Annotated in this window: 26 protein-coding genes; 17 read left to right on the top strand and 9 right to left on the bottom strand. The window is 67.5% G+C overall.

Annotation, left to right across the window (positions count from 1 at the left end; all coding sequences use genetic code 11):
- Positions 1-21 precede the first annotated feature (21 nt).
- The 9 genes from typA to ON20_RS20515 all read left to right on the top strand — a co-directional run bounded on the left by typA (position 22) and on the right by ON20_RS20515 (position 13,167).
- A complete protein-coding gene (gene typA, locus ON20_RS20555) occupies positions 22-1,923 on the top strand; it encodes a translational GTPase TypA (protein ID WP_040837687.1) in 1,902 nt (633 codons plus the stop codon).
- 234 nt (positions 1,924-2,157) lie between these two features.
- The gene (locus ON20_RS20550) at positions 2,158-3,930 is read left to right on the top strand and encodes an ABC transporter family substrate-binding protein (protein ID WP_040837685.1); all 1,773 of its coding nucleotides are present in this window, start codon (positions 2,158-2,160) and stop codon (positions 3,928-3,930) included.
- Complete coding sequence (gene mshB / locus ON20_RS20545) at positions 3,927-4,808, top strand: N-acetyl-1-D-myo-inositol-2-amino-2-deoxy-alpha-D-glucopyranoside deacetylase (protein WP_040837841.1); 882 nt, start codon at positions 3,927-3,929, stop codon at positions 4,806-4,808. Before ON20_RS20550 ends, mshB begins: the two co-directional genes overlap by 4 nt.
- A 199-nt stretch (positions 4,809-5,007) precedes the next feature.
- The gene (locus ON20_RS20540) at positions 5,008-5,472 is read left to right on the top strand and encodes a hypothetical protein (protein WP_051162925.1); all 465 of its coding nucleotides are present in this window, start codon (positions 5,008-5,010) and stop codon (positions 5,470-5,472) included.
- A gap of 185 nt (positions 5,473-5,657) precedes the next feature.
- A complete protein-coding gene (locus tag ON20_RS20535; protein ID WP_040837683.1) occupies positions 5,658-8,243 on the top strand; it encodes a bifunctional FO biosynthesis protein CofGH in 2,586 nt (861 codons plus the stop codon).
- Between the two features lie 438 nt (positions 8,244-8,681).
- Positions 8,682-9,005, top strand: coding sequence for a ferredoxin (fdxA, locus tag ON20_RS20530; protein WP_040791880.1), 324 nt, complete (start codon positions 8,682-8,684; stop codon positions 9,003-9,005).
- 12 nt (positions 9,006-9,017) lie between these two features.
- A complete protein-coding gene (gene dapC / locus ON20_RS20525) occupies positions 9,018-10,139 on the top strand; it encodes a succinyldiaminopimelate transaminase (RefSeq protein WP_040837680.1) in 1,122 nt (373 codons plus the stop codon).
- Positions 10,140-10,481: 342 nt separating this feature from the next.
- Positions 10,482-12,116, top strand: a complete 1,635-nt coding sequence (gene pruA / locus ON20_RS20520) for an L-glutamate gamma-semialdehyde dehydrogenase (protein WP_040837678.1) — start codon at positions 10,482-10,484, stop codon at positions 12,114-12,116.
- 97 nt (positions 12,117-12,213) lie between these two features.
- Positions 12,214-13,167, top strand: coding sequence for a proline dehydrogenase family protein (locus tag ON20_RS20515; protein WP_040837676.1), 954 nt, complete (start codon positions 12,214-12,216; stop codon positions 13,165-13,167).
- Here ON20_RS20515 and ON20_RS20510 read toward each other — a convergent pair whose 3' ends face one another.
- Positions 13,168-14,067, bottom strand: coding sequence for an oxygenase MpaB family protein (locus ON20_RS20510; RefSeq protein ID WP_083865088.1), 900 nt, complete (start codon positions 14,065-14,067; stop codon positions 13,168-13,170).
- A 141-nt stretch (positions 14,068-14,208) separates the two neighbouring features.
- Here ON20_RS20510 and ON20_RS20505 point away from each other — a divergent pair, with 141 nt between their 5' ends.
- The gene (locus tag ON20_RS20505; RefSeq protein ID WP_040837675.1) at positions 14,209-14,847 is read left to right on the top strand and encodes a TetR/AcrR family transcriptional regulator; all 639 of its coding nucleotides are present in this window, start codon (positions 14,209-14,211) and stop codon (positions 14,845-14,847) included.
- 17 nt (positions 14,848-14,864) lie between these two features.
- On the opposite strand, the gene ON20_RS20500 is transcribed toward ON20_RS20505, so the two are convergent.
- Positions 14,865-15,731, bottom strand: coding sequence for an oxygenase MpaB family protein (locus ON20_RS20500; protein WP_040837673.1), 867 nt, complete (start codon positions 15,729-15,731; stop codon positions 14,865-14,867).
- Positions 15,732-15,938: 207 nt separating this feature from the next.
- On the opposite strand from ON20_RS20500, the gene ON20_RS20495 reads away from it, so the two are divergent.
- Entirely contained in the window at positions 15,939-17,372 is a 1,434-nt protein-coding gene (locus ON20_RS20495) for an acyl-CoA synthetase (RefSeq protein WP_040837672.1), read from the top strand.
- Positions 17,373-17,406: 34 nt separating this feature from the next.
- Positions 17,407-17,802, top strand: coding sequence for a PPOX class F420-dependent oxidoreductase (locus tag ON20_RS20490; protein WP_051162922.1), 396 nt, complete (start codon positions 17,407-17,409; stop codon positions 17,800-17,802).
- 21 nt (positions 17,803-17,823) lie between these two features.
- Here ON20_RS20490 and dapD read toward each other — a convergent pair whose 3' ends face one another.
- Entirely contained in the window at positions 17,824-18,771 is a 948-nt protein-coding gene (gene dapD, locus ON20_RS20485; protein ID WP_040837837.1) for a 2,3,4,5-tetrahydropyridine-2,6-dicarboxylate N-succinyltransferase, read from the bottom strand.
- A 290-nt stretch (positions 18,772-19,061) separates the two neighbouring features.
- Here dapD and ON20_RS20480 point away from each other — a divergent pair, with 290 nt between their 5' ends.
- Together ON20_RS20480 and ON20_RS20475 are read left to right on the top strand one after the other, a co-directional pair.
- The gene (locus ON20_RS20480; RefSeq protein WP_040837671.1) at positions 19,062-19,520 is read left to right on the top strand and encodes a hypothetical protein; all 459 of its coding nucleotides are present in this window, start codon (positions 19,062-19,064) and stop codon (positions 19,518-19,520) included.
- 182 nt (positions 19,521-19,702) lie between these two features.
- Positions 19,703-20,095 carry a hypothetical protein gene (locus ON20_RS20475; protein ID WP_040837670.1) on the top strand — a complete coding sequence of 131 codons (393 nt, stop codon included), beginning with the start codon at positions 19,703-19,705 and terminating at the stop codon, positions 20,093-20,095.
- Positions 20,096-20,206: 111 nt separating this feature from the next.
- Here ON20_RS20475 and ON20_RS36600 read toward each other — a convergent pair whose 3' ends face one another.
- Positions 20,207-20,497 carry an MDR/zinc-dependent alcohol dehydrogenase-like family protein gene (locus tag ON20_RS36600; RefSeq protein WP_157228922.1) on the bottom strand — a complete coding sequence of 97 codons (291 nt, stop codon included), beginning with the start codon at positions 20,495-20,497 and terminating at the stop codon, positions 20,207-20,209.
- A 164-nt stretch (positions 20,498-20,661) separates the two neighbouring features.
- Between ON20_RS36600 and ON20_RS39095 the strand changes: the two genes are divergently transcribed.
- Together ON20_RS39095 and dapE are read left to right on the top strand one after the other, a co-directional pair.
- A complete protein-coding gene (locus tag ON20_RS39095; RefSeq protein WP_083865087.1) occupies positions 20,662-21,159 on the top strand; it encodes a DoxX family protein in 498 nt (165 codons plus the stop codon).
- Between the two features lie 387 nt (positions 21,160-21,546).
- Positions 21,547-22,647 carry a succinyl-diaminopimelate desuccinylase gene (gene dapE / locus ON20_RS20460; RefSeq protein ID WP_040837668.1) on the top strand — a complete coding sequence of 367 codons (1,101 nt, stop codon included), beginning with the start codon at positions 21,547-21,549 and terminating at the stop codon, positions 22,645-22,647.
- 31 nt (positions 22,648-22,678) lie between these two features.
- On the opposite strand, the gene ON20_RS20455 is transcribed toward dapE, so the two are convergent.
- The 4 genes from ON20_RS20455 to ON20_RS20450 are packed head-to-tail and all read right to left on the bottom strand — an operon-like array spanning position 22,679 to position 23,584.
- Entirely contained in the window at positions 22,679-23,050 is a 372-nt protein-coding gene (locus tag ON20_RS20455) for a hypothetical protein (protein ID WP_040837666.1), read from the bottom strand.
- Entirely contained in the window at positions 23,047-23,196 is a 150-nt protein-coding gene (locus tag ON20_RS36595; RefSeq protein ID WP_157228921.1) for a hypothetical protein, read from the bottom strand. The genes ON20_RS20455 and ON20_RS36595 overlap by 4 nt, the downstream gene beginning before the upstream one ends.
- On the bottom strand, positions 23,193-23,366 hold the full coding sequence (locus tag ON20_RS36590) for a hypothetical protein (RefSeq protein ID WP_157228920.1): 174 nt from the start codon (positions 23,364-23,366) through the stop codon (positions 23,193-23,195). Before ON20_RS36590 ends, ON20_RS36595 begins: the two co-directional genes overlap by 4 nt.
- The gene (locus tag ON20_RS20450; RefSeq protein WP_157228919.1) at positions 23,363-23,584 is read right to left on the bottom strand and encodes a hypothetical protein; all 222 of its coding nucleotides are present in this window, start codon (positions 23,582-23,584) and stop codon (positions 23,363-23,365) included. Before ON20_RS20450 ends, ON20_RS36590 begins: the two co-directional genes overlap by 4 nt.
- 189 nt (positions 23,585-23,773) lie before the next feature.
- Here ON20_RS20450 and ON20_RS20445 point away from each other — a divergent pair, with 189 nt between their 5' ends.
- Complete coding sequence (locus tag ON20_RS20445; RefSeq protein WP_157228918.1) at positions 23,774-25,120, top strand: helix-turn-helix domain-containing protein; 1,347 nt, start codon at positions 23,774-23,776, stop codon at positions 25,118-25,120.
- Here the strand turns inward: ON20_RS20445 and ON20_RS20440 are convergent.
- Positions 25,093-25,653 (bottom strand): GNAT family N-acetyltransferase, encoded by a 561-nt coding sequence (locus ON20_RS20440; RefSeq protein WP_051162917.1) that lies wholly within the window; start codon positions 25,651-25,653, stop codon positions 25,093-25,095. The genes ON20_RS20445 and ON20_RS20440 overlap by 28 nt on opposite strands.
- Positions 25,654-25,944 lie beyond the last annotated feature (291 nt).

Raw genomic sequence — 25,944 nt, 5'->3', positions numbered from 1 at the left:
CAACAGCAGGAGGAACCCGGCGTGTCGTCTGCACGCGATTTTCGCAATGTCGCCATCGTGGCCCATGTCGACCACGGAAAGACGACACTGGTCGACGCCATGCTGCGGCAATCAGGGGCGTTCGCCGAGCGGGTCGAACCGGTCGACCGGGTAATGGACTCCGGTGATCTGGAACGCGAGAAGGGCATCACCATTCTCGCCAAGAATACCGCCGTTCACCGGCATCACCCGGACGGCAGCGTCACCGTCATCAATGTCATCGACACCCCGGGTCACGCCGATTTCGGTGGCGAGGTGGAGCGGGGGCTGTCCATGGTCGACGGTGTGGTGCTGTTGGTCGACGCCTCCGAGGGCCCGCTGCCGCAGACCCGGTTCGTCCTGCGCAAGGCCCTGTCCGCGTGCCTGCCGGTGATCCTGGTGGTGAACAAGACCGACCGGCCCGACGCCCGGATCGCGGAGGTTGTCGAGGAAAGCCACGACCTACTGCTGGACCTGGCCTCCGATCTGGACGACGATGCCGCCGAGGCCGCCGAACTCGCGCTGGACCTGCCGGTGCTGTATGCCTCCGGCCGTGAGGGCAAGGCGTCCAAGGAGCGGCCGGAGAACGGCAGTGCCCCCGCCGCGGAGAACCTGGACGCCCTGTTCGACGTGTTGCTCGAGTGCATCCCGGCGCCCAAGGGCGATCCGAGCGCGCCCCTGCAGGCGCATGTCACCAACCTGGACGCGTCCGCGTTCCTGGGTCGTCTGGCGCTGGTACGGGTGCACAACGGCGAGCTGCGCAAGGGACAGACCGTCGCGTGGATGTACGCCGACGGCGTGAAGAACGTCAAGATCACCGAACTGCTGCAGACCATCGGCGTGGAACGGCAGCCGGGCGAGGTCGCGGTGGCGGGCGATATCGTCGCTGTCGCCGGGATCCCGGACATCATGATCGGCGATACCCTCGCCGATCCGGACAACCCGGTGGCGCTGCCGCGGATCACCGTGGACGAGCCCGCCATCTCCGCGGTCATCGGCACCAATACCTCGCCACTGGTGGGTCGGGTCCAAGGGCACAAGCTCACCGCCCGCATGGTGAAGGCGCGGCTCGACCAGGAACTGGTCGGCAATGTCTCGCTGCGGGTGCTCGATATCGGCCGCCCGGACGCCTGGGAGGTTCAGGGTCGCGGCGAACTGGCGCTGGCCGTTCTGGTGGAGACCATGCGCCGCGAGGGTTTCGAGCTGACCGTCGGGAAACCGCAGGTGGTGACCCGTCAGGTGGACGGCAAGGTGCACGAGCCGTACGAGGAGCTCACCATCGACTGCCCGGACGAATACCTGGGTGCGATCACCCAACTGCTGGCCAACCGCAAGGGCAAGATGGTGCAGATGACAAACCACGCCGCGGGTTGGGTGCGGATGGAGTTCATCGTGCCCTCACGCGGGCTCATCGGCTTCCGCACCGATTTCCTCACCGAGACCCGCGGCACCGGTATCGCCAACGCCGTTTCGCACGGGTACGCGCCGTGGGCCGGGGAGATCCGCGCCCGGCACACCGGGTCGCTGGTCTCCGACCGCGCAGGCACCGTGACCCCGTTCGCCATGATCCAGCTCGCCGACCGCGGCCAGTTCTTCGTGGAACCGGGCGCGGAGACCTATGAGGGCATGGTCGTGGGGATCAATCCGCGCGCGGAGGACCTCGATATCAATGTCACCCGGGAGAAGAAGCTCACCAATATGCGCTCCTCCACCGCCGACGTGATGGAGACCCTGGCCAAGCCGCTGCAGCTGGACCTGGAGAGTGCCATGGAGTTCTGCGCCGCCGACGAATGCGTGGAGGTGACCCCGGAGGTGGTGCGGGTGCGCAAGGTGACCCTGGGCGCCACCGAGCGGGCCCGGGAGCTATCCCGCCGCAAGGCCCGTGACCGGGCGGTGGCGCAGTAATAACCGGGTGTTCTGTTGCCTACCAGTAACGCCACCAGAAGGCCCCTCACCGTGGTGCCCGGCCCCATGAGGTCTCCAAAGGGTTGCGGCCCGTCTCGCGTTTCGGCGCCCGAAGCGCATGTGCCGAAGGCGCGAGTCTCGGGTGCCGAAACGCGAGACCCGTCAAGGCCGCAACCCCGCGCCGCCGGAGGCGGCGCAATCGAACACAGCGCAATCGGACACAGTAATGTGCCGATGGTGATTTCGGGGCTCCACCGGCGTGCGGTGCTACGCGCCCTCCTGGTCTTGACGACAGTCCTGCTGCCGGTTGTGGCCGGGTGCGCCGCGAATCCGCCGCCGCCCATCGCCAGCACCGAGAGCCCGGAGACCGAACCGGCGCGGCCGACCAAGAACACCGTCGTGGTGGCCATCGACGATATCGGGCTCGGGTTCAATCCCCATCTGCGTTCGAACCAGTCCCCGGCCGCCGCCGCCGTCGCGTCCATGGTGTTGCCGAGCCCGTTCCGCCCCACCCCCGATCCTGCGGTGCCGGGCGCCACAGTGTGGGTGCCGGACGCCGACCTGATCGAATCGGCGACGGTTACCGCACAGGAACCGTTCACCATCACCTACGAACTGCAGGATCAGGCGCACTGGTCCGACGGGGCGCCGATCGCCGCCGAGGACTTCTGGTATCTGTGGCAGCAGATGATCACCCAGCCGGGGGTTATCGACCCCGCCGGGTACCGGCTCATCACCGGGGTCACGTCCTCGGGCGGCGGCAAGACGGTCACGGTCACGATGGCAACCCCCTATCCGGCGTGGCGGGAGCTGTTCACGAATCTGCTGCCGTCGCATCTGATGAAGGATTCGCCCGGTGGTTTCCAGCGGACGCTGATCGAGCGGATCCCGGTCTCGGGCGGCAATTTTCACATCGAATCCGCCGACCCCGGCCGCGACGAGATCCTGCTCGAACGCAACGACCGTTTCTGGGGTAGCCCCGCTCGGCCCGATCAGATCCTGTTGCGCCGCGGCGGCACCCCCGCCCAGGTGGCCGATTCGCTGCGCACCGGTGACGCTCAGATGGCGCTGATCCACGGCGGTGTCGCCACCCAGGCACAGCTGGGGGCGATTCCATCGGTGCGGACCGCGATCATGCCGCAGTCGCGGCAGTTGCGGCTCGAACTCAACGGCCGCGACGGGGTGCTCGGCGACCACCGGGTCCGCACCGCGGTGCTCGCGTTGCTGGATCCGGCGCTGTTGGCGACCGTCGGCGCGCAGACCGGCGGCTGGGTGGAGCCGGTCCGGGCCCAGGTGCTCTCGCCCTCGGATCCCGGCTATGTGCCGACGGCGCCGCCGCGGCTGACCCCCGAGCAGGCGTTCGGGCTGCTGGCCGAGGCCGGTTTCGGTCGCGCCCCGGAACCACCGCCGGTATCGCCGACCTCGCCCGCGCCGCGACCTCGTTCACTGGCGAAGAACGGGAAGGCGCTGGCGCTGCGGATCGGCGCGGTGAGCGGGGACGAAACCGCGCTCGCGGTGGCCAATACCGCGGCCGACCAGTTGCGCAGCGCGGGGATCGAGGCCACCGTGCTCGCCCTGCCCGGTGACGAGCTGTACGGCAAGAGCCTGGTGGAGAACTCCGTCGACGCCATTGTCGGCTGGGAGGCCACCGGCGTGGACGCCGCCACCGTACTCGCCTCACGATACGGCTGTCCCCCTCGGCCGCCCGCGGACCCGGACGCCGAGGTGCCCGCCGCCGTGGAGGCGACCGGGCGGGCACCGAGCAATCTGTCCGGCGTCTGTGATCCGGCCCTGCAGCCGGAGATCGACGGCGCCCTGCGCGGTATCGACGTGGGACGTGTGCTGGGCGAGACCGAGCCGAAGCTGTGGGGAATGTCCACGGTGCTGCCGATCGTGCAGGACAATGTGGTGGCCGCGGCGGGCCCGTCGGTGGACGGCGCCTCGCTCAGCGGCGCCATCCAGGCCGGTATCTTCGGTGACTCGGCGATGTGGCGGAGAATGCCGTGAGCGCGGTCGACGGTACAGGCGGGCTGCTGCTGGTACACGCCCATCCCGACGACGAGTCCATCACCACCGGCGGCACCATCGCGCTCTACCGGCGACGCGGCGTGCCCGTGACGGTGGTGACCTGCACCCTCGGTGAGGAGGGGGAAGTCATCGGCGAGGAATGGGCCGGGCTGACCGCCGACCGTGCCGACCAGCTCGGCGGCTACCGCGTACTCGAACTGACCAGGGCACTGGCCGAACTGGATGTCACCGGGCCGCGTTTCCTCGGCGGTGCCGGCCGCTGGCGCGATTCCGGTATGGCGGGAACACCCTCGGCCGAACATCCCCGGGCCTTCGTCCGCTCCGGCGCCGCGGCGGTGGAGGCGCTGACGGATGTGCTGTTGGAGCTGCGGCCCCGCGTGGTGGTGGGGTACGACCCGAAGGGCGGGTACGGGCATCCGGACCACATTCGGGCCCATGAGGTCACCACGGTCGCCGTGGACGTCGCCGCCGAACGCGGGTGGGACACCCCCAAGTTCTATTGGACGGTCACCGACGAGGATATGCTGCGGCTGCACACCCGAGCCCTGACCCGCCGCACCGTCGATGGCCTCCCGGGTGCCCTGCCACCGGGCTGGCGGCTGCCGGGCGAAGGCGAATTGGCCTGTGTGCCCAGTATCTCCGTGACCACCACGGTGGATATCTCCGAGGTACTCGCCGCCAAACGCGCGGCGTTGCGCGCGCATGCCACCCAGGTGGCGGTGGCCCCGTCGGGCCGCGAATTCGCGTTGTCCAACCGGATTGCCCAACCTGTGCTGCCCGAGGAACACTATGTGCTGGTCCGCGGCCGGATAGGGCCCTGTGGGGCGGACGGTCGCGAGCACGATCTGTTCGCCTGACCGGAGTAGGTCGCGTGCGGCGGACCCCGACGACGGAGCACCGGTCCACGCGGTTTCGCCGGCTGCCGGGTCGGTGCGGGCGGGCCGCTTAGACTCGGCGCATGGACAACCGGGACCTCCAGCGCGCCGTACGGCACATCGCCCGCACGATTTCCCCGAGCGGGTATCAGCAGTCGCCTCTGTCGGCCCGGTCGCTCGCGTGACCGCCGCCGTGGACGATCCGGCACCCGTCAGCCCCGAGCGGTGGTCCCGTGCGGCCGCCACGCTGGGACCGATCGTCATCGGTGTGCTCATCCTGGATGCCGTGATCACCCTCGCCCTCGAGGTCCTGTACCTGCCCCTCTACCTGGGTGGTACGGCTTTCCCGGTCGCCGCGCTGTGCGCCGGGGCGGTGAATATCGCCCTGGTGCACGGCGCGAGTGTGATCTTGCCGCGCCCGGCGGTCATGTTCTTGCCGATGGCGGCGTGGTTGCTGTGTTTCCTGATCGCCGCCAGCAGCGGTCCGGGCGGTGACGTCCCGTTGGGCAGTAACCTGCGCACCCTGTTGTTGTTCCTCTGCGGAGTGGTGCCACCACTGCTCTACCTGTATGTGCTGGCCAACCGTTCCAGGCCCGCGGCCGCCCCGCGTCAGCGGCCCGGCAGCCCGCTGACCGGCCCGGAATAGTCCGGTACGGAATGGGGTTGTCATGGCTCACGAACTTGGTCGGGCCCGCCCCGGGTCCGGACCGGCCGGAGCGGATTCGCGGCAGCGGATTCGCGCAGGAAGGGACGACCCGGGGCGGCCCCGACCCGCGCCGCCGGAGACGGCGCTATCGGATACAGAGGGAGACAGTCGCGGATGAGTGACGCATGATCGAGGACGTGATCGACCTACCGAAGCCGGCCGTTCCATCTCCACCGCCCACCCCGTCGGCCTTGCGCCGGGCGCTGCGGCGCGCGCGAGACGGGGTGACACTCAATGTCGACGAGGCCACTGTGCTCCTGCACGCCCGCGACGATGACCTGGCCGATCTGTGCCGCAGTGCCGCTCAGGTACGCGATGCCGGGCTCGCCTCCGCCGGCCGCAGCGGCACCATCACCTATTCGCGCAATGTCTTCATCCCGCTCACCCATCTGTGCCGGGACACCTGCCACTACTGCACTTTCGTCACCGTGCCGGGCAAACTGCGCGCCCAGGGCCGGGGCATGTTCCTGGAGCCGGACGAAGTGCTCGATATCGCCCGGCGTGGCGCCGAACTGGGCTGTAAGGAGGCCCTGTTCACGCTCGGCGACCGACCGGAGGCGCGCTGGCCGGAGGCGGCCCAGTGGCTCGACGAACGCGGCTACGATTCCACGCTGGACTATCTGCGCGCGGTGTCCATTCTGGTGCTGGAGGAAACCGGCCTACTGCCGCATCTGAACCCCGGTGTCATGTCCTGGGAGGAGATCTCCCGACTCAAGCCGGTCGCGCAGTCGATGGGAATGATGCTGGAGACGACCGCGACGCGGCTGTTCACCGAGAAGGGCAACTGCCATTACGGAAGTCCGGACAAGGACCCGGCGGTGCGGTTGCGCGCCCTCACCGATGCCGGCCGGCTGTCGGTGCCCTTCACCACCGGCATCCTGGTGGGTATCGGTGAGACCGTGGCCGAACGGGCGGAGACCATTATGGCGATCCGCAAACAGCACAAGGCCTTCGGGCATATCCAGGAAGTCATCGTGCAGAACTTCCGCGCCAAGGGCGATACCGCCATGCGGAACGCTCCCGACGCCGATATGCAGGAGTTCCTGGCCGCTATCGCGGTGACCCGGCTGTTGCTCGGCCCGGACGTGCCGGTGCAGGCACCGCCGAACCTGGTGTCCGAACAGGAGTGTCGCGCCCTGCTCGACGCCGGTATCGACGACTGGGGCGGGGTGTCGCCGGTGACCCCCGACCATGTCAACCCGGAACGCCCCTGGCCCAATCTCGACACCCTCGCCGAGATCACCGCGTCCGCCGGATTCGAACTGGTGGAGCGCACCTCCGCGCATCCGAAATATGTCTGCGCGGGCAACCCGTGGACCGATCCGCGGATCGGCGCGCACGTCGCCGCCCTCACCGACCCCGAAACCGGGCTGGCCCGCCCCGATGTCGTCCCGACGGGTCTGCCGTGGCAGGAACCCGACGAATCGTGGGAGTCGGCGGGCCGGGTGGATCTGAATACCGCCATCGACACCGACGGCCGCAACACCGACACCCGCAGCGATATCAACAGCGCCTTCGGTGACTGGGAGACCGTGCGCGAACAGGTCCGCGATCTCGCGTCGGCGCCACAGCGTCTGGACGCCGACGTGCTGGACGCGCTGCGTGCCGCCGAACGCGACCCGGCCGACCTCACCGATGCCCAGTACCTGGCCCTGGCCACCGCCGACGGCCCCGATCTGGACGCGGTCGCCGACCTCGCCGACCGACTGCGCCGCGAGGTGTGCGGTGACGACGTCACCTACGTGGTCAACCGCAATATCAACTTCACCAATATCTGCTACACCGGCTGCCGGTTCTGTGCGTTCGCCCAGCGCAAGGGCGATGCCGATGCCTTCACCCTGAGTACCGAGGAGGTCGCCGACCGAGCCTGGGAGGCGTATGTGGAGGGCGCGACCGAGGTGTGTATGCAGGGCGGTATCGACCCCGACCTGCCGGTCACCGGGTATGCGGACCTGGTGCGCGCGGTCAAGGCCCGGGTGCCGTCCATGCACGTGCACGCCTTCAGCCCGATGGAGATCGTCAATGGCGCCTCTCGCGGCGGGGAAAGCGTGCGGGACTGGCTGGTGGCGTTGCGCGAGGCCGGGCTCGACACCATTCCCGGCACGGCCGCGGAAATCCTCGACGACGAGGTGCGCTGGGTGCTCACCAAGGGCAAACTGCCCGCCTCGGCCTGGATCGATGTGGTCACCACCGCACACCGGGTGGGGCTGCGATCCAGCTCGACCATGATGTACGGCCACGTCGACAACCCGAGCCACTGGGTCGGCCACCTGCGCATCCTGCGCGATATCCAGGATGAGACCGGAGGTTTCACCGAATTCGTGTTGCTGCCGTTCGTACACCAGAGCGCCCCCCTGTATCTGGCGGGCGCCTCCCGTCCGGGCCCGACCAACCGGGACAACCGCGCAGCGCACGCCCTGGCCCGCATCATGCTGCACGGCCGCATCGACAACGTCCAGACCAGCTGGGTGAAACTCGGCACCGTCGGCACCCAGGTCATGTTGCGCAGCGGCGCCAACGACCTCGGCGGCACCCTCATGGAGGAAACCATCTCCCGAATGGCCGGCTCCCAGCACGGTTCGGCCAAAACCGTCGCCGAACTCACCGAGATCGCCGCCGGAATAGGCCGCCCCGTCCGCGAACGCACCACCACCTACGGCACCCCGGACCACCGCGGCCCGGTCCCCGGCCTGGAACTGTCCCTCGGATGAGCCCACGACACCTCACCCGGTCATGGACAACGTCCAGGCCATACCGCCCATAGACGCCGGCCCGGCCGTACCCGCCCTCGGTACACCGGGCCGTGTCGTACCTGCCCCCGGTGCGTCGGGTCCCACGCGGTAACGCATCCGAATGGGCCGGGCCTTACGTCGGTAACGGCCCTAGCGCGCGCCGAGTCCTACGAGGCCCACAATGGGTTGCGGCCTGTCTCGCGTTTCGGCCCCCGAAGCGCATGCGCCGAAGGCGTGAGTCTCGGGGGTCGAAGCGCGAGGCCTGTCGGGGCCGCAACCCCGCGCCGCCGAGGGCGGCGCCAAATAGCACTGCGCCAGATAGTTAGGCCAGGCTGACCGAGGGTAACGTGTGGGGCGCCAGGATACTTGTGCACGGGCGTAGTGACCCCCCGAAGAAGGAAGACTAGGAGAGCGGCAGTGCCGTACATCATCGCTGAACCGTGCGTTGACGTGAAGGACAAGGCGTGCATCGAGGAATGCCCTGTGGATTGCATCTACGAGGGTGGCCGCATGCTCTACATTCATCCCGATGAATGCGTCGACTGTGGTGCGTGTGAACCGGTCTGCCCGGTGGAGGCGATCTTCTACGAGGACGACACCCCCGATCAGTGGAGCGGTTATGTGAACGCCAATGTCGACTTCTTCGACGAGCTGGGCTCGCCGGGTGGTGCCACCAAGGTCGGCAAGGTCGATTACGATCCGCCGTTCATCAAGGAACTGCCGCCCATGGCGGAGGACTGAGCGCGGCACGGTATGAACACCGAGGTTTCACCGCGTCGACGGGTCAGCGCGCTGCTGCCCGATTTTCCCTGGGACACCATCGCCGAGGCGAAGGCGAAGGCGGCCGCGCATCCCGACGGAATCGTCGATCTGTCGGTCGGCACTCCTGTCGACCCGGTGGACCCGTTGATCCGGATGGCGCTGGCCTCGGTGGCGGAGGTGCCCGGCTATCCCACTACGCACGGCACTCCCGAGTTGCGGGCGGCGGCCGTCGCCGCGTTGGCACGGCGATATGGGGTCACCGGGGTGGACTCGGCGGCGGTGTTGCCGGTTATCGGCACCAAGGAGTTGATCGCGGGGTTGCCGCGGCTGCTCGGCCTCGGTTCCACCGACCTGGTGGTGATTCCGGAGATCGCCTATCCGACCTATGAGGTGGGTGCGTTGTTGGCGGGGGCGGAGATCGCCCGGACCGACGGCCTCACCCGGTTGGGGCCGCGTTCGCCCGCGCTCATCTTCGTGAACTCACCGTCGAACCCGACCGGGCGTGTGCTCGGTGTCGGGCATCTGCGCAAGGTGGTGGCCTTCGCCCGCGAACGCCGTGCGATCGTGGCCTCCGACGAGTGCTACCTGGGGCTCGCCTGGGAGGGTGAGGCGGTATCGCTGCTGGATCCGCGGGTCTGCGACGGGGATCACACCGGCCTGCTGGCGGTGCATTCACTGTCGAAGACATCGAATCTGGCCAGTTACCGGGCCGGGTTCGTCACCGGCGATCCGGAACTGGTCGCCGAGCTGCTCGAGGTACGCAAGCATTCCGGGATGATGGTGCCGTTCCCGATCCAGGCGGCCATGACCGCCGCGCTCGGCGACGACACCCACGAATCGGCCCAGCGGGAGCGTTACCGGGCCCGCCGGGAGATTCTGCGGGCCGCCCTGATCACTGCCGGCTTCCGGATCGACCACTCCGATGCGGGGCTGTATCTGTGGTCCACCCGTGGTGAGCCCTGCCGTGACACCCTGGACTGGCTGGCCGACCGCGGGATTCTCGCCGCTCCCGGTGATTTCTACGGTCTCGCGAGCGCCGAACACGTTCGAATCGCGCTCACCGCCACCGACGAGCGGGTGGCCGCCGCCGCCGAACGGTTACGTAGTGTTTGATTGCGCCGCCTCCGGCGGCGCGGGGTCGCGGCCCTGGCGGGTCTCGCGTTTCAGCGCCCGAGACTCGTGCCTTCGGCACATGCGCTTCGGGCGCTGAAACGCGAGACGGGCCGCAACCCGTTATGGTCTCGGGACTTCAGGTCTTTCCTTTCTGCGCGAATTCGCGGACGTGAATCGCTGTGGTCGGTCCGGAGTCGGGGCCCGACCACCATGGCCTGTCGATGGTGGTCGGGGCGATACTGGTGCCTTTGTGGGGGTGGGCTTCATGTTCGGTGTGTAACAGCCGGCCGACATGCGCGTGGTGAGTACACGGCGGGGGCGGGAACGGAGCTAGCCTGGGGTATGGACGCTGTCACAGTTGTCCCCACCCCCGGCAACGAGCCGGTGCACAGCTACGCGCCGGGCAGCCCCGAACGGGAGCGGCTGCTCGGCAAGCTCGCCGAGATTTCCGGAACCACGGTCGATATCCCTCTGGTCATCGGGGGTAAGCACCGACCGGGAATGGGCGAGCGCCACGATATCGTCGCGCCGCACCGGCACCGGCAGGTGCTCGGGACCTACACCAACACCACCCACGCGGAGGCGAACGCCGCCATCGACGCCGCTTCGGCCGCCGCTCCCGAGTGGCGGGCCCTGCCGTTCGACGAACGGGCCGCCGTTCTGCTGCGCGCCGCCGAACTGCTGTCCGGACCGTGGCGGGAAACCCTGGCCGCGGCGACCATGCTCGGCCAGTCGAAATCGGTGGCGCAGGCTGAAATCGATGCTCCCTGTGAACTGGTGGATTTCTGGCGGTTCAATGTCGCCTTCGCCCGGGGAATCCTCGAACAGCAGCCGCAGTCGAGCCCGGGGGTGTGGAATCGGCTCGACTATCGGCCGTTGGAGGGTTTCGTCTACGCGATCACCCCGTTCAATTTCACCGCTATCGCCGGCAATCTGCCCACGGCGCCCGCGCTCATGGGCAATACCGTGGTGTGGAAGCCGTCGCCCACCCAGACCCTGGCCGCCTACTACACGATCCGCCTGCTGGAAGCGGCCGGACTGCCGCCCGGGGTGATCAATATGGTCACCGGCGACGGTGGGGAACTGTCGGAGGTCGCGTTGGCCGATCCGCGCCTGGCGGGAATCCATTTCACCGGTTCCACCACCACCTTCCGGTACCTGTGGCGGCAGGTGGGGGCGAATATCGGCAAGTATCACGGGTATCCGCGGCTGGTCGGCGAAACCGGTGGGAAGGATTTCATCGTCGCGCATACCTCCGCCGATCCGGCGGCGTTACGTACGGCGCTGGTCCGCGGCGCGTACGAATACCAGGGACAGAAATGTTCGGCGGCGTCCCGGGCGTATATCCCGCGGTCGGTATGGGGCGAAATGGGCGACGATTTCCTGGAACTGGCCGCGGGTCTCGAGTACGGGGACGTTTCGGATCTGGCGAATTTCGGCGGGGCGCTCATCGACCGTCGCGCCTATGACAAGAGCGTGACCGCTCTCGAACGAGCCCGCGCGGCCGGGGTGACCATCCCGGTGGGCGGCACTTACGACGCCGGCGAGGGCTGGTTCGTACGCCCGACCGTCCTGCTCGCCGACGACCCGCGTGACGAATCGTTCACCACCGAGTACTTCGGTCCGATCCTGTCGGTGTATCTCTACGACGATTCCCAGCCGGGCGCCTACGCGGCGATCCTGTCCGAGGCGGAGTCGGCGGCGCCGTATGCGTTGACGGGCGCGATATTCGCCCAGGAGCGGCAGGCGATCGAGCAGGCGTCGAATGCGCTGCGCTATGCCGCGGGGAACTTCTACGTCAATGACAAACCCACGGGGGCGGTGGTCGGTCAGCAGCCGTTCGGGGGCGCCCGAGCCTCCGGGACGGACGATAAGGCGGGGTCACCGCTGAATCTGCTGCGCTGGGTGGCGCCGCGGACGGTGAAAGAGACGTTCGTGCCGTCGGTGGATCACCGATATCCGCATATGGGGGTGTGATGAGAGTGGCCGGCGCGATCGTGGGGCCGCGTGGTCACGGCGTGTGCGGTCTCGGGCGGGCGCCGAGCGTCGATGTGGCCCGGACCGAGGAGGGGGCGTGAACCCGCTTCGTCCCGTGATTCTCGCCGCCGCCGGCTCGGGTCGGGTGAAGCGGATACTTGCCGGGGCGCCGGTGACCGCGCCGATCGTGCGTCGGTTCGTGGCGGGGGAAGGCCGGCCGGAGGTGATCGAGGCGGTGGGGGGACTGTTGGCCGATGGACGGGCGGTGAGCGTCGATTTTCTCGGTGAGAACACCACCGATCGCGTGCAGGCCGAACGCGCGGTGGCCGAATATCTGGCGCTGATGAACGATATGGCGGCGCTGGATATTTCGGCGGTTTCGAATACCGCCGCCCCATTGGAGATTTCGGTGAAATTGTCGGCGCTGGGCCAGACGCTGCCGGGGGGTGGTCCCGCGCTCTCCACCGACCACCTGCGCACCGTGTGCACCAAGGCGGCGCAGGCCGGGATATGGGTCACCGTGGACGCCGAGGACCACACCACCACCGATGCCACCTTGGCGGCGGTGGAACAGGTGCGGCCGGACTTTCCGTGGCTGGGCACGGTGGTGCAGGCGTATCTGCGACGCAGCGAGGGCGATTGCCGGGAATTGGCCGCGGCGGGTGCGCGGGTACGGCTGTGCAAAGGTGCCTACCGGGAACCGGAATCGGTGGCCTACCGAAGGCGGGTCGAGGTCGATTCCGCCTATCTGCGCTGCCTGGAGATACTCGCGCGCGGTGCGGGGCGACCGTTGGTGGCCTCGCACGATCCGCTCATGATCGCCGCGGCGGGCCGCATGGCCGCCGAAACCGGGCGCGGTGCGGGTGATCTGGAGTATCAGATGCTCTATGGTATCCGCGCCGATGAACAGCGCAGACTGGCCGCCACGGGGCAGTTCGTCCGGGTGTATGTGCCCTACGGCGACCAGTGGTACGGCTATCTCATGCGCAGGTTGGCCGAACGGCCGGCCAACCTCGCCTTCTTCCTCCGGGCGCTGGCCGGGAGGCAGTGATCAGACCAGCGGCTTGCCCTTGCGCATCCGCTTGCGCAGATCCCACAGGTAGTAGTTCATCGGGAACATGCGCAGCGGTTTGGGCAGCCGCCGTACCACGGCGCCGATGGTCCGCATCAGCCGGTCGAACCGCCGCTGGTCCTTCTCGGTCCACTCCATGAGCATCTGGTCGCGCAGATGCCGGGGCACCACACCGGTCACCACGAAACGGTGGAACCGCGCGGACATGATCCGCAGCGGCCAGGACACCATGGTCAGGTCGATCAGCCGGTTGAAGTACACCCGGGTTTCGTCGTTGATCGTGGTCCGGGCCAGGTTGTAGTCCCAGTATTCCTGGAAGGCGGCGCGGTCGGGCGGCCACATTTCCGGCCGCACCTGCAGGGTGGTGCCCAATCGGATGCTGTGCGCGTAGAACGCGTCGGCGGTGGCCTCGTCCATCGGTCCGCGCAGCTTCTCGATCATGTCGACGAAGCCCCAGTACAGGCAGGCGGCGACCCACAGTTGGAGTTTCGGGTCGAAGGCGTTGTACTTGACCGGGCTGGTGGGCTTGGTGCGGATATGGCGGTGCGAGCCGTTGACCGCCTGGCGGTAGGCGACGCGCTCTTCATCAGTGCCCATCATGGCCACCGCGAGGTAGGTCAAGGTGGTGCGTAGCCGTTTGAACGGGCGCACCATGATGTTGCCGCTGCGGACCTCGCTCTCCATCACTCCGTAGGCCACCGGCGGCATGCCCAGTTGCATGATGACGTTCGCGTTTCCTCCCAGGAAGGACGCGATGCCGTCGATGTAGTCCTCCACGTTGAAGTCGGGGTTCGGGGCGGTGGCGGTCTCGGGTCGCCGGCCTCCGAATTCCGGGCGTGGTGGGGGACCACCCATGGGGGCGGGCCGGGGAGCGGTCATCGGTGACCTCGCTTCACATGAGACGTTCCGGTGAGAAGGTAGTGCAATGAAAATCTCATTACCTCGGTGTCATGTCAAACACTGCTGAAACTATGAGATGATTACTTTGTCATTGCTTCGCGGGAATCGGGAGGTACCGAGATGGGCGGTCTGGCCAAACTGCTGCCCCTAGTACGTACAGGGCGCCGCGAACATGATCAGACGGTACTGCAGGCGGCGCTGCCGGCGTTCCTCGATTTCGGCATCAAGCGCACGAGTATGGCCGAGGTGGCGCGTCGCGGCGGACTGTCGCTGGCGACGCTGTACCGGCGCTTCTCCGGCAAATCCGAACTCATCCAGGCGGTGGGTCTTCAGCAGGCGCGGGAATTCATCGAAGGCGTCGACGCCGCCGTGCAGCGCCAGGCCGATCGCGATGCCGGCGCCGCGGATCAGATCGTCGAATTGTTCGTGGCCTTCCTCGAGGGTCTGCGCGGTAACAAACTGCTGGACCGACTGCTGACCACCGAACCGGAGATCGTGCTGCCGTACCTCACCACGCGGGGGGCGCCGGTGATCGAACTCGGCCGCGATTATCTGGCCGAGTTCATCACCCGACTACAAGGCGAGGGCAAACTGCCCGCCTATGACCCTCTGCCGCTGGCGGAGATGATCTCCCGCACCGCCCTGTCCATGGCGCTCACGCCGCAGACGGTCATTCCGCTCGACGATGACGCGGCGGCTCGGGAATATGCCCGCAACCATGTGGTGACGGCATTTCGGGTGCCCGGTTCGCTGGACTGAGGACGCCCCGGCAGAGGTCATACGAGCGGCCTGTCGAATCTGCGGCGCAGTCGCACATCGAGCAGGAGCAGCGATACGGGCAATGTCTTGGACCAGGTGGGTAGGAGTTTTTCCACCCGGCCGAGACACCGGAACAGGGTGTCGAACCGGTGTTGATCACGCTCGGTCCACCGCATGCCCATCTGTTCGCGTAACGGCGGTGGGAGCAGACCGGCGGTGACGAAGCGGTTGAACCGGCCCGCGGCCGGCCGGATCGGGCGGGGGAACATCTTCAGGCTCGCGATGTCGTCGAGCAGGTCGCGTACCGGCGGGTCGATCGACATGCCGGCCAGGTTCTCGTGCCAGTAGCGGTCGAACGCGGCCCGGTCCGGGGGCCAGAGTTCGGCCGGCATCTGCAGGGTGGTGCCCAGGCGTTCGGCATGGCGGTAGTAGGCATCGGCGAGTGTGTCGTCGAGGGGGCCGTGCAGACGGGTGTGGATGTCCTGCGCTCCCCAGTAGAGGCAGGCGGCCACCCAGAGTTGGAGTTTCGGGTCGAAGGCGTTGTATCCGACCGGGCTCTCCGGGGCGGACCGCACGAGGCGGTGCGAACCGTTGACCGCGCGGCGGTAGGACGCCCGCTCCTCCTCGGTGCCGAGCAGGGCCACCGCCAGGTAGGTCAGGGTGGTGCGGGTGCGCTTGTACGGGTGCAGCATGAGGTTGCCGCTGTCGACCTTGCTTTCCAGCACGCCGTATCCGACGGCCGGGTGGCTCAACTGCATGATCACATTGGCCGCGGCCCCGAGTAGCGCCGAGGCGTCGAGATGCCGGCGGAAATCGAAATCGGGGGCGGGCTGCCGGGTGTCGGGCCGGGACTCGGCCGACCCGGAGTGCTGGAGGTTGGTCATGGAGATCCTCCATGTTGAGAAACTTGTATACTAAGCCTCTCAATCTGTCACAGGTGTGTCAAGCGCCAGGAAAGCCGGCGCGGCGGATCGGCCCTGGTTCGGGCTGTCAACGCCTGTGGACAATCCGTAGAACGTTCCCGGGGCGCGCCGAGAACATCCGTCAACCCTGCGTCAGGGACGAGAAAGCGGCGCAAATAAGCTCGTCCAATGCCGTCCGGTCCCTCGCTGCTGCTCAGTTCCCTGGAATCACGTGCCATCGCCGCGGGCGTGGACATCCCGAACGCCGTGACGATCGACGGCGAGACGCTGTCCCGCAGCGACCTCCTGGGTGCCGCCACCTCGGTGGCGGAGCGGATCGCGCGCGCCGACCGTATCGCGGTCCTGGCCCGACCGACCGTCCCGACCGTGCTGGCCCTCGTCGGCTGCCTGATCGCGGGCGTCACCGTCGTACCGGTGCCGCCGGACGCCGGCCCGGCCGAGCGAGACCATATCCTCGCCGACTCCGGCGCCCAGGCCTGGCTGGGTTCGGCGCCCGAGGGCAGCGACCTGCCGGTGATCCCGGTGCGCAAGCACGCCCGCTCCTGGCACACCTACCCCGAACCGGATCCCGCCGCGCCCGCTTTCGTGCTCTACACCTCCGGCACCACAGGCCTGCCCAAAGGGGTGGTGCTGAGCCGGGCCGCCATCGCCGCCGGACTGGACGCCCTCGCCGACGCCTGGGCGTGGACCGCCGACGATGTGCTGGTCCACGGGCTGCCCCTATTCCACGTACACGGTCTGATCCTGGGTCTGCTGGGGCCGCTGCGTATCGGCAGTCCGCTCGTGCACACCGGCAGGCCGACACCCGAGAACTACGCCGCCGCCCACGGCACCATGTATTTCGGAGTGCCGACCGTATGGACCCGGATCGCCGAGGACCCCGACTCGGCGAAACGGCTACGCGACGCCCGGCTGCTGGTCTCGGGCAGCGCGCCACTACCGGTACCGGTGTTCGAGCGGCTGGTCGAACTCACCGGGCAGGCGCCGATCGAGCGGTACGGAATGAGCGAGACCATGATCACGCTGTCCACCCGCGCCGACGGGGAACGCCGCCCCGGCTGGGTGGGGACCCCGGTACGCGGGGTGCGGACCCGGTTGTATGACGAATCCGGGGCGCCGGTCCCGCACGACGGCGAGAGTATCGGCGGCCTGCAGGTGCGCGGCCCGATGCTGTTCGACGGCTATCTGGGGCGCCCGGACGCCACCGCGGACTGCTGGACCGACGACGGTTGGTTCCGCACCGGCGACGTCGCCGCCATCGACCCCGACGGCTTCCACCGCATCGTGGGCCGGGAATCCGTCGACCTCATCAAATCCGGCGGATACCGCATCGGTGCGGGCGAGGTGGAGACCACCCTGCTCGGCCATCCGGCGGTGGCCGAGGTGGCGGTGGTCGGTCTGCCGGACGACGACCTCGGACAGCGCATCGTCGCGTTCGTCGTGCCGCGCGCGGACGCGCCCGCCGAACAGGAACTGGTCGACCATGTCGCCGCGCAACTGTCGGTGCACAAACGTCCCCGGGAGATCCGCTTCGTGACTTCGCTGCCGCGCAACGCCATGGGCAAGGTGCAGAAGAAGCAGCTCGGACAGATCCGACCTTGACCTGAAGGGAACTCGAGGTTTTAGCGTCGGGGTCATGAACGATACGCTTGCTCCGGAACACATCGACTACCTCGCCGGCCAACGGCTCGGTCGCCTCGCCACCGTGCGCCCGGACGGCACCCCGCAGAACAACCCGGTCGGATTCCGCTACAACCCCGAGCTCGGCACCATCGACATCGCCGGATGGAATATGGGCCGATCCCGCAAGTTCCGCAATCTCGCCCACAACAACCGGGTGGCGTTCGTGGTGGACGATATCGCCTCGGTGCAACCCTGGCGGGTGCGCTGCCTGGAGATCCGTGGCACGGCCGAGGCGCTGACCGGGGTCGAAACCTATATCGGCGACCGTTCGGGAGAACTGATTCGCATCCACCCCGAACGCGTTATCGCCTTCGGTCTCGACGCCGGACGAGTGGCGGCCACGTCCTGAACCGGCGGGGCCGCCACGGGCTCAGTTGTGGGCGTGCAGTTCCTCGTTGAGCTCGATCCCCGTGCCACTGCGGGACAGCACCTCGACGGCGCCGGTCTGCGCATTGCGGCGGAAGAGCAGATTGTCCCTACCGGCGAGTTCCGCGGCCTTGACGACGGTGCCGTCAGGAGTGCCGACCTTGGTCCCCGCGGTCAGATACAGACCGGCCTCGACCACACAGTCGTCGCCGAGCGGGATACCGAGACCGGAATTGGCGCCCAGCAGCGACCGCTCGCCGATGGAGATGACCGTGGTACCGCCGCCCGAGAGCGTACCCATGGTGGACGCGCCGCCGCCGACATCGGAACCGTCACCGACCACCACACCGGCCGAGATACGGCCCTCCACCATCGACGTGCCGAGGGTACCGGCATTGAAGTTCACGAAACCCTCGTGCATCACCGTGGTCCCCGCGGCCAGATGCGCTCCCAGCCGCACCCGGTCGGCGTCTCCGATCCGCACCCCGGTGGGGATGACGTAATCGACCATGCGCGGGAACTTGTCCACGCTGTACACGGTCACCGGCCCGCGGGCCCGCAACCGGGCACGTGTCGCCTCGAAACCTTCCACCGCCGCCGGACCGTGGTTGGTCCACACCACATTGCTGAGCAGGCCGAACTGGCCTTCCAGGCTCACCTCGTGGGGTCGCACCAGACGGTGTGAGAGCAGATGCAGCCGCAGGTAGACATCGTGCGCGTCGACCGGCGCGGCGGACAGGTCCGCGATGGTGGTGCGCACCGCGACCACCTCCACACCGCGCGCGTCATCCGGACCCACCAACTCGGCGAACTCGGTCGGAACCTCGGTCGGCCGTTCGGTGCCGGTCGCGGTGAACTCACCCAGCTCCGGGCTCGGGAACCAGGTGTCCAGGACGGTCCCGTCCGTGGTGATATTGGCGATGCCGACAGCGGTTGCTCCCTGAGTGCTCACGACCCAAAGCCTAGCTGTGTCGGATTGCGCCGCCTCCCTGCCGTCCCGGTCAGGTTCTTCCGGCAATGGTTCGGGGTGGCCGCGGTAGCCGAGGACGTCGACAGCGAGGTAGTCGGGCGCCCTACCACGCCGTATCACGGCGTGTTCGTCGTCGACATCCACGACCGCTCCGAAGTGAACGACACTCGCATGGTTCCCTCGAGATTCCGGTGGTATAGCGCAGAACAACCGAGTTCGTGTAGTGCCTGGTCGGCGAATAGGTGGCCGGCCCCGGGAATGAAGGAGCAAATATGTCCACCCTCCACTTCACAGAGACGACGAGCGCGACACCCGAGCAGTTCGTCGCGGCCCTCACCGACTTCGGTCCCGGCCGCGAGCAGCTGTTCGGCAATAGCGCCGACGAATACCTCGAGGTACACGGCCGTGGCCCCAGCGAAGCCGATGTCACGGAGGGCTCGCGCGGCATCTGGGAACGCCTGCACTACGACTGGTCGGATCCCGATCACATCGTCATGAAGACCACCGACTCCAACCTATGGGGAGGCCACTCAGGCCACACCTACACCTTTACACGCCGACCCGACGGGAAAACCGAGGTGGATGTCGTCGTGGTGCGTGAGGGCAAGAATCTCAAAGGTCGGGTACTCGAAGCCGTAGTCGGAACCATCGGCAAGCCCGTCTTGGGGCAGGCGCTCCGAAAGACGGTCAAGGCTGTCGAAGCCCGCAACAGGGGCACGGACGAACCCTGAGGCCGGGTACGGCCGGGGATCGGTTCACGGGTCCGGGCCGAGACGGTCGCGGAGAGGTTCGGTTATGGCCGCGGGGGTGCCCGGGAGGTGCCGTGGTGGAGTGGCCGCATACGCTCGTAAATGTTGTGCGGCGTCGACGGCCGAACAGGCTGTCGCGCAAGGTCGTTGCAGGAGGCAAGTACGTGCTCGAACTCACTATGGCCGCCGTGTCCGCGGCGGATGAAGACGCCACCGGCGGCATGTTCATGGCCGAGGCACCCAGCGAGGAGGGTGCCGTACTGCGAGTGGGGCGGGACAAGGCGGCGTGCAGGCTCGCGACGCCGGAGGACTGGTTGTTCGTCTCCCGGGTCCAGCTGGAGTTCCTGTGTGGCCCCGACGGTGTCTGGCAGGTGACCTGGCTTCGCGGTTCGCAGGCCGACCCGGTCTCCGAGGTGCGGCTGACCGTGGACCGGTTCGCCCGGCCGATCGGATACGGCGCGACGGTGCCGCTGTCGAGGGGCGGCAACGGCAAGATCATCATCCAGGACCGCACCGGACCTCGCAGCATCGAGGTCGGCTTCTACCACGAGGCCTGAGCCACGCAGACGCCGGCGAAGGAGCCTCGGACGGTCGCGGACCCGACCAACTTCTCGCCCGTGAAGATCGAGTTCGTCGAGCCACCCCTTTCAGGCCGCCGCCGGTGCTGTTCACGGTGTCAGAACGAGGCGACCGGAAAAGTGGCCGGCGGCGAGGCGAATATGGGCTTCGGCGGCCGCATGCAGTGGGAGGGTGTCGGCGACGCGAGCGGTGAGCTGTCCCGCGAGGCGGGCGAGGGCTTTCCCGTCGGCGTGGATCCATTCGTGGTGGATGGTTATGCCGCGCAGGGGGACCGGGTCGACAACGCCGACGGCGGTGACGAAACAGCCGCGGTTGCGAATCGCGGCAAGAGCGCGGATACCGATGCCGGCACAGACTACGAGGTAGAAGGCGTTTCGCACGGTACCGCCGGATTTCTGGCGGATACTCCCCCTACCCCGAAAACCGGGCGGATATGTCGTATCTCCCGATGAGGCCGCCGGTCCCCGGTGGTGCCGCTCTACCGAATCCGGCGCCGAGCCGGTACGGGCAGCGGTTCGGAAAAAATCTTCACCGACAGCGATGAATTCTTCGCCGGTGCTCCGTCCTATCTGTTGAACGCGCTACCAACCCGGCGCGAACGACCACCACCCCCACCACCCCCACCACCCACTTCTCCGACGACGTCACCGACCGTCCCGGCACGATTGGCAACCGCGTCCTGTGGACCCTGCAGATCCTGCTCGGCCTGTTCTTCGTCATCGCCTCCGGCGGGCCGAAGCTCGTGATGCCGCACGCCTTGGCCGACAACGCCCCCGAGAATCTGACCATCCCCCTGGGACTGCTCGTCTTCATCGGAGTCGCCGAGGTCGCCGGCGGTATCGGCCTGATGGTGCCCCGGCTGTGCGCCCTGGCCGCCGCGGGTCTGTCCGTTCTCACCGTGCTCGCCGCCGCCACGCAGGCCTTCATCGCCGACAAGCCCGCGATGGGGATCTTCCCGTTGGTGCTCGCCGCGATCTTCGCCTGGATCGCCTACCAGCGCCGCGCCACCCTCACCGAGCTGCGCACCACGCTGTCGCGATGACAAATCCATGAGCACGACCGGCGCTCGGTGGACCACCCACCGAGCGCCGGTCGTGCGTTCTCGGATCGATCGCCTGTCGGGTTGGCGGCGATCGGTCCGGCGGCCATCTGGTTCGCGACGCCCCGGCTCGGGCGCCGCACCAGGTGGCCGTCGTCTTTTTCTCGCGAATGTTCCCGGCCCCCCGAACAGTTGGCGGGATCGCCGGCCTCGAACGGTATCCGCCGCGTCTCCTCGAGGAGCGCGTGTGCGCGGTCCGGAGTTTTATGCGTACGGCACCGCTGGGCGTAATCGGTCCGACGGTCCCGGGCCGCGGCGGGCGTGCGAGAGACGCGGTCGCGTGGGTGCCGGACGGTGTCGCGGTGGGGCGGACGCCTACGCTCGTATTCCGTGACCCTCGACCTGCGTGCCGATCCGATCGCGCTGACCGCCGCCCTCGTGGATATTCCGAGCGTTTCCCGGGACGAGGCCGCGATCACCGATGCCGTGGAAACCGCGCTGCGGACGCAGACCACCGGTTTCGAGGTGCTGCGGCACGGCAATGTGGTGCTCGCGCGCACCGACCGCGGGCTGCCGACCCGGGTCGTATTGGCCGGGCATCTGGACACCGTGCCGATCGCGGACAATGTGCCGAGCCGCCGCACCGTCGAGAACGGCGCCGAGGTGCTCTACGGCTGTGGCACGGTCGATATGAAATCCGGCGACGCGGTCTTCCTGCACCTAGCCGCGACCATCGCCGAACCGGCACACGATCTCACCCTGATCTTCTACGACTGCGAGGAGATCGCGGCCGAGTTCAACGGCCTGGCCGCCATCGAACGCGAGCTACCGTACTGGCTCGACGGTGACCTGGCGATCCTCGGAGAACCCTCCGGCGGCTGGATCGAGGCCGGCTGCCAGGGCACCCTGCGGGTCCGTCTGCGCACCGCCGGAGTGCGGGCGCATTCGGCACGGTCCTGGCTGGGTGACAACGCGATCCACCGGTTGGCCCCGATTCTGCGCCGGCTATCGGAGTACGAGGCCCGGCGGGTCGATATCGACGGATGCGAGTACCGGGAGGGGCTGTCCGCGATCCGGGTCGGCGGCGGGGTGGCGGGCAATGTGGTGCCCGATATCGCCGAGGTGGAGGTGAACTTCCGTTTCGCCCCCGACCGGTCGGTGGACCAGGCCGTCGAACACGTCCGCGAGGTATTCGCCGGTCTCGAGGTGGATTTCGAGGTCACCGACTCCGCCCCCGGAGCCCTCCCCGGCCTGACCGCACCCGCCGCGCAACGCCTCGTCACGGCCGTACGCGCCCACGGTTCGGCCGGTGTCCGCGCCAAATACGGTTGGACGGATGTCTCCCGGTTCGCGGCCCGCGGTATCCCGGCCGTCAACTTCGGCCCGGGCGACCCGAACCTCGCCCACAAACGCGACGAACACGTCCCCCTCACCCAGATCACCGCCGTCACGGCCATGCTCCGCGACTACCTGACCGACACCGCGCTCTGATCTCCTGTCGCCTCCCCACCGAATCCGCCACCTATGCACTCCCATTCACGTCGTGGTGTTGCTCTGGGGCATCGGCGCCCATGAGTTCGGCGATAGAGGACCGGCGCGCAAAACATCCGCCGTGTAGGTCGATCACGTCGGCAACACGCACGATCCGATCCAGTTGCCCGTCCAGATGGTCGATGGTGGTGACGAACACGGCCTCGGCCCTGTAGTGGCGGATCGTGGCGAGTAGCAGCGACAGCCGGGCGGTCTCGCCGCTGTCGACGCGGATCGTGGCGCACAACTCGTAACCTAGGCGCTGGGCCTTCTTTTCCATGCGCCGCTCGTCCCACTCCTGGCCGCGACCACACAAGTCGGTGCGCAGGTAGGCGACGGCCGGTGCGCGGTCGTCGTCGATCACCGGGCCTCCAACGGGTCGGAAGTGTTGTCCAGGGCGCGCAGATGGTCGATGACACGGGCCAGGATGACGGTGTGCGGCACATACGGCAGGAACGACACGCGGCCCATGACCTGCTCGTCGAGTGGGAATCGTTGGGGCAGTGTCATTCCATCACCGCCGACGTGTAGGCGAGACCGTCGAGAAAGCGGCAGCAGCCGTGTCCGGCGTGGAAGGACAGCAGAAACCGCGCGTGCTCGATACCGGCCGGGGCGATGTGGTCGTGGCACTTCTCCATCCGCCACCGGTTGACCAGATCGGCGGAGGCCGCGGCGATCATCGCATCCTCCCGGTATCCGGGACGATCTCGCCCATATCGACGAGGGTTCGCCAAGCGGCGCGTTTGCGTGCGCAGGCCAGGACATCGCAGTCGATATGGGCCTGCATGGCCGCGTGGGCCTCGAACCGGTTGAACGGGACCTCTGGTGCTTCATGCGGCCAATTCGGCGCCCATATGCCCGACCGCATCTCGGCGACCGGGTCTTGGATCTCTGTCATGGAGACCTCGGTGTGTTGTGGGTGTGTTGTGTAGTGGCTTGACGGCGCGGGGTCGGTGAGAGGCACGGCACCCATCGGCCATCGGGGGCCACATCCAGGATCGGTTGCCGGCGATGGTGAATACAGGTACGTGACAGGCACTTTGGTCCTACTCTGTCGGTATTCGACGCGCCGAGTTGAGGGGCAAAGGTGATCGAGCAATGGACGGGGGCCGACGTTCGTGCGCTGCGCGATGCGATGCGGCTGACACAGGAGGAGTTTGCGGCGGTATGCAACCGGGGGGTGCGCACGATCGGAAAATGGGAGCAGCAAGGCGAGACGGCCCTATTGAGCCCGCGGTCTGCGGATGTGATGGATACGCTGCTGGATGGGTTGCGTCCGGAGCAGACGCGTCGGTTTTACGGCGCCAGGCCGTCGTCTGAGCTGTCGGTAACTGCTGCCGTGCCCCGATCGGGGGGCCTACACTCTCCGTTGGATGCCGAACTGCGAGCGTGGGTCGAGATGAACCGAAGGGAATTGCTCCATATATTCGGTGGCGTTGCAGGTGGGCTGCCTGCCATTGCCGCAATGCTGGCCGGCCTGGATACGGACGAGCGACAGCAGTTCGGTGATGTGCTGATTCGTCCCGAACGCATCAACGATGCCACCATCGGACACATCGAGGATGCGTTTGACATAGCGTTGGCACAGAACGACCTGTACGGTCCCCATGCCGTTCTGCCCATGGTGATCACTCAACGGGCCATCGCCTCCGCGGTACTCGAGCAGGCACCGGATCGACTGAAGCCGCGGTTGTTGACGATCCGCAGTAAGCTCGCGCAACTCGCCGGGTGGATGCAGTTCGATCTGCGTGACTTCGGCGCCGCGAACGCCAGTTACGAGGATGCCCGCGAATCTGCTCATGAAGCGGGCAATGACGCGCTGGTGACCTTGGTGCTGTGCAATCTGAGTTACCTCGCGACCTGGAGAGGGGCACCCCGGACCGGTATCGACCATGCAGTGGCCGCGCAGAACTGGGCGCGGTCCGTGGATGACGGACGTCTGCGGTCATATGCCGCTGCCATGGCGGCGTTTGCGTACGCGAGTGCGGGCCAGCAGGGCGCGTGCCTGGCCGCGCTCGATGTCGCTGATGGCACTCTGCATGACATTCCGACGGAGGAAAATTCTGTCGCCTACTTCCATAGCCCCGGGTTGTTGCTGTCGTTCCGCAGCGACTGCATGTACCGGCTCGGGCGCGCAGACAATGCCCAGCAGGCGGCGGAGTCATCACTTGCATTGATCGATGGCAGTTTCATCCGCAATCGGGCCTTGGCCTATGTCGATCTCGCCCGTGCTCACATCGAGGCACGGGAAATCGATGGAGCGACGCAGGCGATCGGCAGCGCGGCCGGGTTGGCAGCGTCATGTCGTTCGGATCGTCTGCTGAGCATCATCTGCGAGGCGCGATCCGGTCTGGACCCGTGGTCCGGGGCTCTGTGCGTCCGTGAGCTCGACCAGTCGTTGGCCGACTATGGGCTTTTCAACTCTCGGATATAGATATCGAATTCTGGAGACACGAACGCTGGGGTGTCCTGTCGCCCGACCAGGCGCCACCCACCGATCGCGTGATAGAACGCGTGTGAGCCGTCGGCTTGGGGCTGCACGGCCAGCGTTGCGCGCTGTTCCGGGCGACTGTCGAGCAGCGTGTCCAATAGACGACGGCCGATGCCTCGCCGCCTATTGGACGCTTCAACCGCAAGATCGATCACGGCGAATGTCCTTCCCGGCCATTCGCATATCACCTCCGCGGGCACCGGCTGTCGGAAGCCGTCCCACCATCCGGCGTCCGGCGAAAGCGTAGACCCATAGACGAATCCGATCAGCGAGTCCTGATCGGACACCGCAAGTGCAATGCCGAAGCCCGGCGAGTCGATCATGTCGTTGAGCATTCGCCGATGCCGCGCGGCTTCGTTGTCCGGCCAGATAAACGGCGGCGCCGAGAACGTCCTGTCATATAGCGCGCAGATGGCGTCGAAGTATTGCCAGGCATCAGCTGCGGTTCCAACCCGCACCGAGACGTCCTTGTGCATGATCCGACGATAGGGGCGACACAACGCCGCTGCACGCCGAGCGCATCGCGCCTCACTACGTCCGCTCGCAAACCGTGGTGCGGGAGCTGGTCGGATCCTGGCCTCGGGCGAGTCGAGCTGTCGAGCGGGTCTGCGCCTGCTGTCGCAATGCTTCGTTCCATCGATATCCCGGCAGGGCCCGAAGGAACGTGCCGGCCATCACTACATCGAGCTGTCCCGCGCGTATCTACTGCAAGGAAACCGGCTGCGGGCATGGGAGGCGTTGTACGAAGCGAAAACGATCGCCCCGGC

It is taken from the genome of Nocardia brevicatena NBRC 12119 (assembly GCF_000308495.1).
Classification (GTDB): domain Bacteria; phylum Actinomycetota; class Actinomycetes; order Mycobacteriales; family Mycobacteriaceae; genus Nocardia; species Nocardia brevicatena.
Note: the sequence above shows the minus strand (reverse complement) of the source record. Positions and strands in the feature narration are given on the sequence as shown.